Here is a 13,117-nt window from a genome sequence, read left to right as displayed (position 1 = left end):
GGTCAGTCATAGCCGACGAGCCGGCGTAGCGACCGGCGCCGTCGCGGCGATCCGGCCACGCGCAGCACCGGCCAGCCGTGCTCGGCGGCGATCGCGGACAGCCGCGGGCGCGGGTTGACCGGCCGGGGGTGGCCGACCAGCACCATCAGCGCAGCGTCCTCGTCTCCGTCGGCGTAGAAGTAGCTGTGCTTGAGGTCGATCCGGTTTGACTCGCAGAAGCCCTGCACCGCAGTGGATTTCCGCCGCCCCCAGATGACGGGTTTGGCGATGCGCCCGGTGAGCAGACCGGCGTCGTCGAGCTCGAAGCGGTTGCACAGTACGTGGTCGATGCCGAGGTAGCGGGCGACGGGTTCGGCGTGGATGGTCAGCGCCGAACTGCTCAGTACGACCGTGTGCCCACGCTGCTGGTGCGCGACCACGATCTCGTGCATGACGGGAAACACCCGCGAGAGGACGCGTTCGACGAACAGCCGCTCGCCGAGCACGTCGAGTTCGGCCAGCGATTCGCCGCGCAGGTATCCGGCGGCTCGGGTGAGCAGGCGCTCGAACTGCATGCGCCCGAAGCGATATCGCAGCGAGGCCTCCACGACGCCGAGCACCTCGCCGATACGCGCCTGTCTGCGCCTGATGCGGTCGGCGGCGTGCGCGGTCGCGGTGAAACCGTCGACGAGCGTGCCGTCCAGGTCGAAGAACGCGCCGACGTGCGGGCCGGGCGGGCTCGCGGCGATTTCCGCGATCGGGTCGGGTGCCACCGGGTGGGCGCTCATGTTGCGCTCCAGACTACTTAAGGGCGCAGCAGGCCCTTACCGGTCACGAGCGGCATGTCCAAGGTGGTCCGGATGCCGGGCGGCGCGGCGAGCACGTCCGGGATGGCGTTGACGATGCGTCCGGCCGCAGCGAGGATCGCCGCATAGTTGTGGTCGCCGTTGCGGCTCGTCGGGCAGATGTCCATGGTGTAGGACGGCTCGCCGACGATCTCCACGCGGTAGGAACCGCCGGGCTGGGCCGACTGCGCCCAGTCCGGGCGCAGGTCTGGTCGCAATCGGGTGATGTGTTCGACGACGATCACCGGTTTGCCTTTGACCATGCCTTCGATCTGGAAGCGCAGCGCGGCCACGGCGCCCTTCTTGATGGTGCCGACGGCGACGTCGAAGTCCTCGGGCGCCGGTTCCTGTTCGACGGAGTCCTTGATCTCGTCGACCTCGACCCCGAGCCCGGCGGCGAGCTGCCGGATCGCGGTGCCCCAGGCGATGCTGAGCACCCCGGGCTGAAACAACAGCGGGAAGTCGCCGATCTGGTTGCCGAAGCCCATCACCTCGAACATCACCGTCGCGCCGTCGTAGCTGGCGTAGTCGGCGATCTCCATGGTGCGGATCTGCTCGATGCGCTGGCAGGTGCCCGCCAGCGCGAACGGCAGCAGGTCGGTCGCGAACCCGGGATCGACGCCGGTCATGAATACACTTGAATCGCCCTGGCGTGCAGCGTCTTCGATGCGTTCGATGTACTTGTCCGGAATCACCTGCCACGGGTACTGCAGCACCCCGGGCGCCGAACCGACCACATCGATGCCCGCGGACAGGATCTGGCGGATGTCGGCCATGGCCTGGGGAAGCCGGGTGTCGCCCATCGCGCAGTACACGATGGCCTGCGGTTGTGCGGCGATGATCGCGTTGAGGTCGTTGACTGCGGTGACCCCGGTGGTGACGTTCAACCCGGCCAATTGCCCGGCGTCCTTGCCGACCTTGGCGTCCGAAGACACCCAGACGCCGGTGAGGTCGAAGCGCGGATCGTCGACGAGTTGCCTCAGCGCGAGGCTGCCGCAGTTGCCGGTACCGATGAGCGCGACGCGGATGGCCATCCTGCTTCCCTTCGCCGAACTGGAACAGGTTCTACTTGTAGCACGTGTGCCCTGTAGCCTGACCCCTCATGGGACGCGTGGACGGAAAAGTTGCACTTATCAGCGGCGGCGCCCGAGGTATGGGCGCCGCGCACGCCCGGATGCTCGTGGCCGAGGGCGCCAAGGTGGTCATCGGTGACATCCTCGACGGCGAGGGCAAGGCGCTGGCCGACGAACTCGGCGGGGCGGCACGCTACGTGCATCTCGACGTCACCGACTACGACCAGTGGCAGGCTGCGGTCGCGACCGCGACCCAGGACTTCGGCACGCTCAACGTGCTGGTCAACAACGCCGGCATCGTGGCGCTGGGCCCGCTGAAGACGCTGGACGTGAAGAAGTGGCAGGACGTGCTCGACGTCAACCTGACCGGCACCATGCTCGGCATCAAGGCCGTGATCGATCCGATGACCAACGCGGGCGGCGGTTCCATCATCAACGTCTCGTCCATCGAGGGTCTGCGCGGCGCCGCCTGGGTGCACAGCTATGTCGCCTCCAAGTGGGCGGTGCGCGGCCTGACCAAGTCGGCGGCACTCGAACTGGCGCACAACAAGATCCGCGTCAACTCGATCCACCCCGGCTTCATCCGGACCCCGATGACCAAACACCTGCCCGAGGACATGGTGCAGGCGCCGTTGGGCAGGCCCGGCACCGTCGACGAGGTGGCGACGTTCGTGCTGTTCCTCGCCAGTGACGAATCATCGTTCGCCACCGGGGCCGAGTTCGTCATGGACGGCGGCCTGGTCGCCGACGTGCCGCACAAGGCGCTGCCGACGGGCTGACCGACCCCCGGCGCTCAGTCGACGGCGGCGAAGTTGACCGTCGCGGTGGCGCAGACCTGCTCGTCGTTGCCGCGGTAGATGTCGACCTGCACCACCACCGAACGCTTGCCGGTGCGCAGGATGCGCGCCACGGCGCGGGCCGGGCCGACCTTGATGGGCCGCAGATAGCGGATGAACAGGTCCGTGGTGGCGATGGCGAGCCCGAACGGGGTGGCCCGCGACGCGAGTTGGCCTGCGGTGACATCGGCCATCGTGGCGATCAGCCCGCCCTGCAACCCGCCCGCGGTGTTGACGGTGCGCTCATCGACGGGCATCTCCATCACGACGGTGTCGTCCGACGACGGGACCTCGGTCAACCCGAGCTGATCGAACAGTTCGCGAAGCGACTTCGGCGCCGTCATGGGTAATGACATTACCGGGCTGCTGCTCCGACGCCGTTGTGCGTAGTCTCGTAGCTCGTGAGCGCACGCGCGGGCATCGTCGTCACCGGGACCGAGGTCCTCACCGGCCGCATCCAGGACCGCAACGGCCCCTGGATCGCCGACCGTCTCCTCGAGCTCGGCGTCGAGCTGGCGCACATCACGATCTGCGGTGACCGGCCCGGCGACATCGAGGCCCAGTTGCGGTTCCTGGCCGCCGAAGGAGTGGACCTGATCGTGACGAGCGGCGGCCTCGGCCCGACCGCCGACGACATGACCGTCGCAACCGTGGCCCGGTTCTGCGGCCGCGACCTCAAACTGGACAGCCGCGTCGAGGCGATGGTCGCCGACATCGTGGCGCGGCTGATGGCGCGCTTTCCGGACGTGAACGCCGAGGCGCTGCACGCGGCCAACCGCAAACAGGCTCTGATCCCCGATGGTGCCCACGTGCTGGACCCGGTCGGCACCGCACCCGGTGTGGTGGTTCCCGGTAAGCCGACGGTCGTGGTGCTACCCGGCCCGCCGCGCGAACTGCAGCCGATGTGGCGGGCCGCGGTACAGACACCCGCCGTGCAGGAGGCGATCGCGGCACGCACCGCCTACCGCCAGGAAATGGTCCGCATGTTCGGGCTGCCGGAATCCGGGCTGGCCGAAACACTGCGCGAAGCCGAGCAGCGCGTCGACGGTTTTGACCGGCTCGAGATCACCACCTGCCTGCGTCGCGGCGAGATCGAAATCGTGACGCGCTATGAACCTGGTGCGGCCGGCGCGTACGCGGACCTGATGACGCTGCTGCGGCAACGCCACGGCCACGAGATCTTCTCCGAAGACGGCTCCACCGTGGACGAGCAAGTCGCCGACCTGCTGGCCGGGCGTTGGCTGGCCACCGCGGAATCGTGCACGGCCGGACTGCTGGCGGCTCGCCTCACCGATCGGGCCGGCTCATCGGCCTACATCGCCGGGGGAGTGGTGTCCTACTCCAACCAAGCCAAGTCGGAACTTCTCGGCGTCGACCCCACACTAATCGAAACCCACGGGGCGGTGTCGGAACCGGTCGCAGAAGCCATGGCCGACGGCGCATTGCGCCGCTTCGGGGCTGACACCGCCGTCGCGATCACCGGTATCGCGGGCCCCGGCGGCGGTACCGCCGAAAAGCCGGTGGGAACAGTCTGTTTCAGCCTCAAGATGCACGACGGCCGCATCGTGACGCGCACCTTGCAGCTGCCGGGGGACCGCGCGGATGTACGCGAACGGTCGACCACCGTCGCCATGCATCTGTTGCGCCGCACATTGAGCAGCGACGTGGTTTAGCCCCGTTCCACTTCGGCCGCAAACGCCTGTTCGGCGGCGTCACCGTGGACGGCGAACACGACGCGCTGCAGGCTCTGCGGCTCGTGGCGACGCGCAACACCGACCATCAGCCGCGCGGCCTCCTCGAGCGGGAACCCGCCGACGCCGGTCCCGAAGGCCACCAAAGCCAAAGAGCGGCAGCCGAGTTCGTCGGCCTTGGCCAGCGCGGAGCCGGTGGCGCGCTCGATGATCTCCCCGGAGGTGGGCCCGCCGAGCTCCATCGTCGCGGCGTGGATGACGTAGCGGGCCGGCATGTCGCCAGCGGTGGTTTCGACCGCCTCACCGAGCCTGATCGGCGCCTTCTGTCGCGACTCCCGTTGCAGTTCGTCGCCGCCGGCTCGGGCGATGGCGGCGGCCACCCCGCCGCGGTGCCGGAGCTCGGTGTTGGCCGCGTTGGTGACCGCGTCCACGTCGAGTTTGGTCACATCGGCCTGAAGCACCTCGAGTTCAATCATGCGGGTATCGTCTCTCGCCGGGCGACACAGGAGGAATACCTAATGACGACAATCGTCGAACGAGGGGAGCTATCCGAGTTCGCCACGGAGGCCGGATGGCACCGCAGGGACTCGGACCGGGTCGACTACTACACCCGCAGCCCGGTGCGCGTGCACGTGATCTGGCAGGGCGATGACGCGATCAGCGGCGGCGCGCTGTATCAGGACGATGTCCTGATGGCCTACTCGCGCGACCTCAAAACGGTCGTGGGCTGGCTGAAACGCTAAGCCGCGTACTCGTCCCAGACCTTCATCATGGTCTGCAGGATCTCCTCGGCGCGCCCGAGACCGGCGAGATGGCTCTCGCCGGGCATCGGGTAGAGCTCGGCGTCGGCCAGGTTCGACACCACGTGCTGACCGTGTTCGTACGGGACGATGTGGTCGGCGTCGCCGTGCCACCACCGCACCGGCACCCGGATATCGGCGAGCGTAAAGCCCCAGTACCGGGAGAACGTGACGATGTCGGAGAACGGGGCGGCCATCTGCTTGCGGCTGCCGTGGAGGATGTCGTCGAGGAACATCGCCTTGACCTCGGGGCGAGCCAGCAGACGCCGGTCGGCCTCCGGCGACACCCGGCCGTACAGGTCGGCGATGGGCTCGGCGACCGGCTTGATCACCCGGATCAGCGCGCTGGCCACCACGCCGATCGGGGCGCCGGCGATCTGCAGCAGCGGCGCCACGCGAGTGCCGACGTTGCCCATCAACCCACCGGAGATGGCGTCGACGCCCACTGTCGGGGCCACACCGCCGATGACACCGGCGGCCACGACGCGGTCCGGTAGCGCCGCCGCGGCGGCCAGCGTGTAGGGACCGCCGCCGGACAAGCCGATCACGATCATCTTGTCGATGCCGAGTGTGTCGGCGATGATGCGCAGGTCGTCGGCGACGGCAATCACGCAGTCGTACTGGTGCGGGGTGGACGAGCCGATGCCGGGCCGATCGAGGCCGATCAGCCGGATCGCTTCACGCTCCGCATAGACCCGGGCCTCCATCGGGATCTGCCGACGCGCGCCGGGCGTTCCGTGCAGCCAGAAGACGGGGCGGCCCCGTGGATCGCCGAATTCGGCGAACCCGATGCGCCGGTTGTCACCGACGGCGATGCTGCCCTCGAGCTTGGGGCGGGCGATTGCGACAGCCATGCCGAAAGTGTCTCACGGTCCACAGCTGGCCTGCGGCTACACCACCCGGAACTGATAGGAGCCCACGGTGGTGAGCCGGTCCTCGAACCCTTCGTCGTACATGTGCACGCGCACGGCGACCATGCCGTCGGGGCCGGATATGGGTTCGGTCTCCAGGCGGAACGGGCCTGCTTTTCCGCGGGCCATGAACATGACGTGGTTCGACACGCCCTGGATCCGGTCGGTGCCCGCGAACGTCGCCGCCGCGTCGATGGCGGCCGTCTCGAGCATGACGAACTGCGGACCGATGTGCAGGGCTGCGTCCGGCGAGGCGACCTCGACGGCGAGTTCGGGCAGCCCCCAGTTGCCGTCGTCCCTGCGGAACCCGCCGAAGACCTGCCACAACGCAGGCAGGTCGGGGGAGTCGACGACCTCCAGCGGGTTGGCCTCCATCTTCTGCAGGCCTTCGGGCGGTGTGCCGATGCTGACGCCCTGGCCCTCGATGAGCGCGAGCACCCGGTCGCGGTTCTCGGCGTCGACGATCGTCGCCCGGCTGTACCCCATCTGGCGGCCGCGCCGAAGTTCCTCGGAGATGATCTCGATGCGTGCGACGTCGCGGCCGGGGTCGAGGATCTGACACGAATGGATGACCGGGTTGGGCACCGCCTCCAGATCCGACATGTGGCCGCTCTCCGGCGCGCAGATGCCCAGCACCGCGAACAGCAGCCCGCCTGTGGTGTTGCGCATGTCGCGGCGCAGCGTGACGGTGTTGTCCTCGGGGCCGAGGTCCATCTGCGCGTAGCGGCGACCGATGTAGCGGTAGCTCAGCAGGCCGCCCCAGCGGCGACGCAGTTCGGCGGCGTACTCTCCCGGCGAATCGGTCAGCTCACGGATATCTCGCAGCATGCGCGCTCCCATCGGTGTCGACTTGCTGAGCTAATCATGTGTGCGTCGCACCGGCGCAACTACCAGAAGTGCCGGGGCGACCTACCCATCTGATATCCGGCGGGGAACGACATTTCGATCACCCGAAACTGGTCGTCGACCTTGGATTCCAGTTCCAGGACCACACAGCCTTCGCCGAGGACCTTGGATTCCAACACCTTGTAATGCTGACCGCCACCGTTGACGTCGGTGATGGGGTCACCTGAGCGCAGTGCCTCGACCGGGATCAGATCGGGGGCTTTTGCCGGGTGTGCTTCCACGCCTGAAACGGTAGGGGAATGCGGCGCGGTGATACGCCTTTTTTCGTTTCCCGCCGAATGGCTGCGGCATCGACCATCATGGCGCTCATCGGGCGCCGGCACCTGTTAATGGGAGTGGTTCATGGACAGTACGATGCAAGACTTTCCATTGACGGTTACCGGGATCCTGCGGCACGGAACCGGGTTCTACTCGGGCCGCAAGGTCATCACGGCGACCTCTGACGGTCACCGCGAGATCAGCTTCGGCGAGTTGGGGACGCGGGTGGCCCAGCTCGCCCACGGGCTGCGGGAACTGGGCGTCACGCCCGGCCAGCGGGTGGCGACGTTTCAGTGGAACAACCAGGAACACCTCGAGGCGTACTTCGCCGCACCGTGTATGGGTGCGGTACTGCACACGCTCAACATCCGGCTGACGGCTGACCAGCTCACGTTCATCGCCAACCAGGCCGAGGATTCGGTTGTGCTGGTTGATATGTCGCTGGCCCCGTTGCTCGCGCCCATGTTGCCGGAGATGACGTCGGTGCACACCGTGGTCGCCGTGGGCGAGGGCGATCTGGGCCCGCTCGAGGAGTCCGGGTGCAACGTGGTCCGCTACGACGCCCTGATCGAAGGCCAGCCGATCACCTACGACTGGCCCGAACTCGACGAGAAAAGCGCTGCCGCAATGTGTTACACCAGCGGCACCACCGGAAAGCCGAAAGGCGTGGTGTACAGCCACCGTTCGAGCTATTTGCATTCGATGGCGGTGTGTGCGGCCAACGCCGTCGGCCTGGCCGACGGGGACCGGGTGCTGCCGGTGGTGCCGATGTTTCACGCCAACGCGTGGGGGCAGCCGTATGCAGCGGTGATGGCGGGCGCCGACCTGCTGTTGCCTGACCGGTTTCTGCAGGCTGCTCCGCTGGTCGACATGATCGAACGCCACCGCCCGACGGTCTCGGCTGCCGTTCCGACCATCTGGAACGACGTACTGCAGTACCTGCACGCCAACCCCGGCCGCGACATCTCGTCGCTGCGACTGGTCGTCTGTGGCGGTTCGGCGGTTCCGCTCGGGATGATGAAGGAATACCAGGAGCACTACGGCGTGATGATCCGCCAGGGCTGGGGTATGACCGAGACGTCACCGTTGGCCGCGGTGGCCACCCCGCCGCCGGAGGTCACCGGAGCCGACCACTGGACGTTGCGCGCCTCGGCAGGGCGGGTGATGTGCGGGGTGGAGACGCGACTGGTCGACGACAACGGCGACGTATTGCCCAACGACGGAAAGGCCGTCGGGGAGATCGAGATCCGCGGGCCGTGGATCACCGGCTCCTATTACCTCAATGCCGATCCGGAGAAGTTCGACGACGGCTGGCTGCGCACCGGAGATGTCGGCCGCATCGACCCGCAGGGCTTCATTACCCTCACCGACCGCGCCAAGGACGTCATCAAGTCCGGCGGGGAGTGGATCTCCTCAGTGGAACTGGAGTTGCGCATCGCCGATCATCCGGCAGTGCGGGAGGCGGCCGTGGTGGCGGTGCCCGACGAGCGGTGGCAGGAGCGCCCGCTGGCGGCCGTCGTCGTGCAGGAGGGTGAGTCGCTGACGCCGCAGGAGCTGCGAGATCATCTGTGCGACAAGGTTGCCCGATTCTGGTTACCGGAGTGGTGGACGTTTATCGACGAGGTGCCCAAGACCAGCGTCGGCAAGTTCGACAAGAAGCGGATCCGGTCGCGCTATGCCGACGGCGGCTACGACGTCGTCGAGTGCCGGGAGTAACCGTCAACGGCCGGCGCTGAGCGCCCAGCGGATACCGCCGACGAGAATGCGGCCGGACATTCGGATCACGGTCGATTCGATCGGAGGAAAGTAGGGCAGCAGCAACGGTTTGCGCGCCCACGGCGGCAGCATCGACACCGCCGTCGCTGCCAGCACGCCGTAGGGTGCGCGCGCCACGAGCGGTAACGGGGGAGTCAACAGCAAGAACCGGGCGGCGTCGCGGGCGGCGGTGGTGCCGCGCAGCTCGGGGCGGTAATCCTGGACCCGTTGGACCAGTTGGCTTTCGGTGCGTGGCGGGTCGGGCACCCCGAGTGCGGCGGCGACGCGGGCGGTGTCGGCCACATAGTCGTCGCGGCCGCGTTGGTCGAGCGGCGCCGCACCATAGAGTTGGTGGGCGAGCAGAAAGCTGTCCGTCTCGGCGATGTGCACCCACTCCAGCAGGTGTGGGTCGACGGCGTGATACGTCCGCCCGTCGGGGGCGGTGCCGCGTACCCGCTGATGGATGCCGCGCACCCGGTCCACCGCACGCTGGGCGTCGGCGGCGGGACCGAACGTGGTGACGGCGAGGAAGGTACTGGTTCGCTGCAGGCGGCCCCACGGGTCGGACCGGTAGTCGGAGTGGTCGGCGACACCCGCAATCCGCCGACGAACATGGACGCGTCGGCGTGCACACGTCGGATCGGGCGGTCCTCGTCGAACCAGCGCGGGCCTGGGGTGTCATGGATCTGTGCGCGGTTGGCTGGGCCTTCGGGGCCGGCGACCATGCTGAACAAACTGCGTCCCAGGTGTCTGCGCACGCCGTCCAGGTCCGGCACCACCGACATGGGTTCAACACTATGCCCCTGGACTCGCGGGTGGTTTAACGTAGTGACGTGCAGAAATTGACTCGGGTTGTGATCATGGCGGCGGCAGCTGTTGTCGCGGCGCCGCTGGCGCCTGCACTGACTACTGGTGCCGGCACGGCGGGGGCTGCAGATGGCACGTTCATGCCGTTCTCCCAGGTGCTGCGTCGGTGCGACTTCAGCGAAACGAACTACAACGGCCCGACGGGCCAGGGCAGACCTACCGCCAATGTCCGTTCGGACGGGTCCGGGGTGACCGCTGACGTCCAGCTGGTGCTGGCAATCCCCAACACTCCCTACCAGGTGCGGCTGATCCAGACGCCACGGCCATCGTCGGCGCCGTGCTGGGGCAACGATCCCGGCGTCGCACAGGCGACCTTGCACACCGATGGGGTGGGCGCTGGCGCGGTGACGCTGTCGGATGCGATCGAACCGGGCGCCACAGGCGTGTGGGTGTTCGTCACCCGTCCGGACGCCTTCTCGCAGACCCCCGCCGAGTTCTACACCACTGACCTGATCGCCAGCATCTAGGCGGCGTGCAGGTTGGCGAGTTCGATGCCGATGCGCATCTCGAGCTCGCTGACCTCAATTCGTGGAGGACCCGGCGGCGGTGGTGCCGCGGAGTGATACGTCGCCCCGGTCGGAGTGATGAATTCAGCCTCATGGACACCGTCGACCTCACGGGTGTTGACTTGCCAGCCCGGGGCTTCCTTGACGTAATTGCACCGTTCACACATCCCCACTCCGTTCACTCGGCTGGTGGGCCCGCCCCTGTGATGCGGCACCGCATGGTCGCGGTGTCGAATCGGGGCATCACAATACGGGGTGCGACATCGCTGGTCGCGCAAGCCGATAAACAGCGCCAATGCCTTGGGAAACCGCCGCGTGCGCGACTCCATCGCCACCAACGCCCCCGACTTCGGGTGCCGATACAACCGCCGCAGGGTGGCCTTCGAGCGCTTGTCGGCGATGGAGGCCAGCACCAGTTTGCGCGCCACCGCCGCCGGAATCGGCCCATAACCGTCCACCACCGCCGGATGCTCATCATCACCCAACAGGCTCTGGTCACTCATGACCAGGTTGACCGCCACCGGCTCGGCCTGCTCGGCAGGGCGCCCGGTGACACGCTCCACGAGCGTGTCGGCCATCACCTGTCCGCGCGAGCGCCCATCAAAGGTCGTGTCCGCAGCGTGTTTGAGCGCCGCATACACCGCCACCCCCACCGCGACCGGCAACAACGCCGTCACATAGGTCATGGTGTCGGGGGCTGGGCGGATGCTCACCGAGCGGTCCTTCTCGGCTTTGGCGGCGCGCTCCACTACAGCTTGCGGATCAAGCCGGTAGGCAATGCTTTTGGCCTCGGACTCCACCCGCGAATCGCCCATACCGTCGAGGCCGGCGATATCGGCGCACATCTCGGCGTCCAAGGCCCGGCGATCTTCAACCGTCAAACAGGCTGACTCGCGAACGATCACGGTTGCGCGCCACTCCGAAAGCGCACCACACTCCAACGCGGCCAGCGTGTACGGCATCTCATGGACCAACGCCTTGGCCAACCCCAGATGCCGGTTGCCGCACGACGGGGAATCACGCCGTGCCAGCGCCACCTCGCTGGCCACCCCGCGGCCCTGCTTGGCCTTAGGCACTCCGGCGGCCGCCTCGCGGGCCCGGCGCTTGGCGTCCAATAATGCCGCAGCGCGAGCCTGACCGGCCGCCGCAGCCGACTTCATCTGCTCCAACTCCGCGATCCGTTCGACCAATACAGCTTCATCGGCGTGCGGGTCCACCGCCGCCAGCGCCGTCGCATCGAACATGACCCGACAATAAAACCCGCCACCGACAAATTTCGGAAGGCGGTCTCAGCCTGCGACGACGGTGAGGTCGTTGCCTGCACGCTCCACCCGCATGCCGGCGCGTCGGGCGATCGTTGCGACGGCGGCGGCGTTGTCGGGTTCGGCCCGGGAGGACGCGAGTACGCGGGCCAGCCTGCCCTTGTGGGCCTTGTTGAAGTGGGTGACCACCTTGCGGTTGCCGGCGGCGTCTTCTGCGACGACGTCGACGCGGACGGCCGCAGTGAGCCTGCCGAGCGATGCGTATGAGCCCGACCGCAAATCGACCACCAACTGGTTCTCGGCCAGCCGAGCCAGCGTCGGTTCCAGCAGAGGCCGCCACCGAGCGGCCAACGTGGGCTGTCCCGGCAGCTTCGAGCCCGCCGACAGCCGGTAGGCGGGGACGGGATCGTCCGCACGCAACAGTCCGAACAACGCAGAACCGATAAACAGCCGATCGCGGGCGCGTGCGGCGGGCGCGCCGCGCAGCGATCCGATGTCAAGTGCGTCGTAAAGCACGCCGGTGTAGCGATGGATCGCGGGCAGGGTGGCCGCTGTGCGCAACTCGGCGTTGCGATCGATTTCGGCATCCTGCTTGGCCGACAACCCGAGCGCCTTCCGGGACGCCGGGCGATCGTGGGCGAGTTCCACCAGCTCATCGAGCAATGTGGTACGCATCGGCGTCAGTTCGGGACAACTCAATGCGTCGAGCCGCAGTGGCGGCCCGTCGCCCCCGACGCGCTTGGTCTCCGAGGGCGGCAGCAGGACGATCACGCCGCAGAGGTTATCTGGGCGAGCGTCGCGGTCAGGCCGGCGGCATCCCGGGCGGAGGCGGCGGTGGCGCCGGCGCGAACGGGTCCGCGGGTGGCGGAGGCGGCGGGGGTGCCATGCCCGGGGGAGGCGGAGGCGGCGGCATGCCACCCATCTGCACCACCGGCGCCGGCGGCGCGCCGGGAGGAACCGGTTGTTCGGGCGGCATCGGCAAGAACATGTGGCGGGTGAACTGCTCTTGGTAGGCGCCCCCGCCGCCAATCTTCACTCCGCCGCCTTCACCGGCGGAAACCGGAGTGCCATCCGGCAGTGTCACCGCGGTGTGGCCGCTGTTCCAGCCGACTACCAGGGCACCGGGCTGCGTGCCGGGTTGAAAGCCACGCGCCAGCAGGGCGTTCTCGATGTTTCCGGTGTGGAACCGATCTCCATAGATCGGTCGTCCGGTTGCTGCGTTGGCGACCCAAGAGACCAGGCCCGAGCAGTCCGTACCGGCAGGAGAGTCCCCGCCCGTGACGTACGGCGTGCCCGACACCTGGTTCACAAGTGTCAGCAGCGTCGCGATAGCAAACACGCGGTCGGACGTTAACAGAGCATTTTGCGCCGCTGCAAAATCTGTGACGGCATTCACAACCGGTTACAACTATCGCGCGGTTCACGAAT

15 protein-coding genes and 1 pseudogene are annotated in these 13,117 nt (G+C 67.8%); 5 read left to right on the top strand and 11 right to left on the bottom strand.

The features are described 5' to 3' along the window. Positions 1 to 2: 2 nt before the first annotated feature. The gene (locus ABQE44_RS18230; protein WP_448393897.1) at positions 3 to 767 is read right to left on the bottom strand and encodes an HAD family hydrolase; all 765 of its coding nucleotides are present in this window, start codon (positions 765 to 767) and stop codon (positions 3 to 5) included. Positions 768 to 784: 17 nt separating this feature from the next. Next, positions 785 to 1,858 carry an NAD(P)H-dependent amine dehydrogenase family protein gene (locus ABQE44_RS18225; RefSeq protein WP_448393896.1) on the bottom strand — a complete coding sequence of 358 codons (1,074 nt, stop codon included), beginning with the start codon at positions 1,856 to 1,858 and terminating at the stop codon, positions 785 to 787. 68 nt (positions 1,859 to 1,926) lie between these two features. Here ABQE44_RS18225 and ABQE44_RS18220 point away from each other — a divergent pair, with 68 nt between their 5' ends. Beyond that, on the top strand, positions 1,927 to 2,676 hold the full coding sequence (locus tag ABQE44_RS18220) for a glucose 1-dehydrogenase (RefSeq protein ID WP_448431193.1): 750 nt from the start codon (positions 1,927 to 1,929) through the stop codon (positions 2,674 to 2,676). A 14-nt stretch (positions 2,677 to 2,690) separates the two neighbouring features. Here ABQE44_RS18220 and ABQE44_RS18215 read toward each other — a convergent pair whose 3' ends face one another. Continuing rightward, positions 2,691 to 3,077, bottom strand: a complete 387-nt coding sequence (locus ABQE44_RS18215) for a PaaI family thioesterase (protein ID WP_448393894.1) — start codon at positions 3,075 to 3,077, stop codon at positions 2,691 to 2,693. 57 nt (positions 3,078 to 3,134) lie between these two features. On the opposite strand from ABQE44_RS18215, the gene ABQE44_RS18210 reads away from it, so the two are divergent. Then, positions 3,135 to 4,406, top strand: coding sequence for a competence/damage-inducible protein A (locus tag ABQE44_RS18210; protein ID WP_448393893.1), 1,272 nt, complete (start codon positions 3,135 to 3,137; stop codon positions 4,404 to 4,406). Here the strand turns inward: ABQE44_RS18210 and ABQE44_RS18205 are convergent. Then, on the bottom strand, positions 4,403 to 4,900 hold the full coding sequence (locus ABQE44_RS18205) for a macro domain-containing protein (protein WP_448393892.1): 498 nt from the start codon (positions 4,898 to 4,900) through the stop codon (positions 4,403 to 4,405). The genes ABQE44_RS18210 and ABQE44_RS18205 overlap by 4 nt on opposite strands. 42 nt (positions 4,901 to 4,942) lie before the next feature. Here ABQE44_RS18205 and ABQE44_RS18200 point away from each other — a divergent pair, with 42 nt between their 5' ends. After that, entirely contained in the window at positions 4,943 to 5,167 is a 225-nt protein-coding gene (locus ABQE44_RS18200) for a hypothetical protein (RefSeq protein WP_448393891.1), read from the top strand. Here the strand turns inward: ABQE44_RS18200 and ABQE44_RS18195 are convergent. The 3 genes from ABQE44_RS18195 to ABQE44_RS18185 are packed head-to-tail and all read right to left on the bottom strand — an operon-like array spanning position 5,164 to position 7,262. Next, the gene (locus tag ABQE44_RS18195; RefSeq protein ID WP_448393890.1) at positions 5,164 to 6,078 is read right to left on the bottom strand and encodes an alpha/beta fold hydrolase; all 915 of its coding nucleotides are present in this window, start codon (positions 6,076 to 6,078) and stop codon (positions 5,164 to 5,166) included. The genes ABQE44_RS18200 and ABQE44_RS18195 overlap by 4 nt on opposite strands. Positions 6,079 to 6,114: 36 nt before the next feature. Continuing rightward, on the bottom strand, positions 6,115 to 6,963 hold the full coding sequence (locus ABQE44_RS18190; protein WP_448393889.1) for a hypothetical protein: 849 nt from the start codon (positions 6,961 to 6,963) through the stop codon (positions 6,115 to 6,117). 59 nt (positions 6,964 to 7,022) lie between these two features. Continuing rightward, positions 7,023 to 7,262: a hypothetical protein gene (locus ABQE44_RS18185; protein WP_448431191.1), complete on the bottom strand. Its 240-nt coding sequence runs from the start codon at positions 7,260 to 7,262 to the stop codon at positions 7,023 to 7,025. A gap of 121 nt (positions 7,263 to 7,383) precedes the next feature. On the opposite strand from ABQE44_RS18185, the gene ABQE44_RS18180 reads away from it, so the two are divergent. Further along, positions 7,384 to 9,015: a fatty acid--CoA ligase gene (locus ABQE44_RS18180; RefSeq protein WP_448431189.1), complete on the top strand. Its 1,632-nt coding sequence runs from the start codon at positions 7,384 to 7,386 to the stop codon at positions 9,013 to 9,015. A gap of 3 nt (positions 9,016 to 9,018) precedes the next feature. On the opposite strand, the pseudogene ABQE44_RS18175 reads toward ABQE44_RS18180, so the two are convergent. Beyond that, positions 9,019 to 9,839, bottom strand: a pseudogene (locus tag ABQE44_RS18175) (oxygenase MpaB family protein). Positions 9,840 to 9,887: 48 nt separating this feature from the next. Here ABQE44_RS18175 and ABQE44_RS18170 point away from each other — a divergent pair. Beyond that, positions 9,888 to 10,388, top strand: a complete 501-nt coding sequence (locus ABQE44_RS18170) for a hypothetical protein (protein WP_448393886.1) — start codon at positions 9,888 to 9,890, stop codon at positions 10,386 to 10,388. Here the strand turns inward: ABQE44_RS18170 and ABQE44_RS18165 are convergent. Genes ABQE44_RS18165 through ABQE44_RS18155 form a run of 3 tightly spaced genes read right to left on the bottom strand, consistent with a single transcriptional unit; the run spans position 10,385 to position 13,028 of the window. Then, entirely contained in the window at positions 10,385 to 11,671 is a 1,287-nt protein-coding gene (locus tag ABQE44_RS18165; protein ID WP_448431187.1) for an HNH endonuclease, read from the bottom strand. The genes ABQE44_RS18170 and ABQE44_RS18165 overlap by 4 nt on opposite strands. A 45-nt stretch (positions 11,672 to 11,716) precedes the next feature. Then, on the bottom strand, positions 11,717 to 12,460 hold the full coding sequence (gene yaaA, locus ABQE44_RS18160; RefSeq protein ID WP_448393884.1) for a peroxide stress protein YaaA: 744 nt from the start codon (positions 12,458 to 12,460) through the stop codon (positions 11,717 to 11,719). 31 nt (positions 12,461 to 12,491) lie between these two features. Further along, positions 12,492 to 13,028, bottom strand: coding sequence for an NlpC/P60 family protein (locus ABQE44_RS18155; protein ID WP_448393883.1), 537 nt, complete (start codon positions 13,026 to 13,028; stop codon positions 12,492 to 12,494). Positions 13,029 to 13,117 lie beyond the last annotated feature (89 nt).

It is taken from the genome of Mycolicibacterium sp. XJ2546 (genome assembly GCF_053483195.1).
Note: the sequence above shows the minus strand (reverse complement) of the source record. Positions and strands in the feature narration are given on the sequence as shown.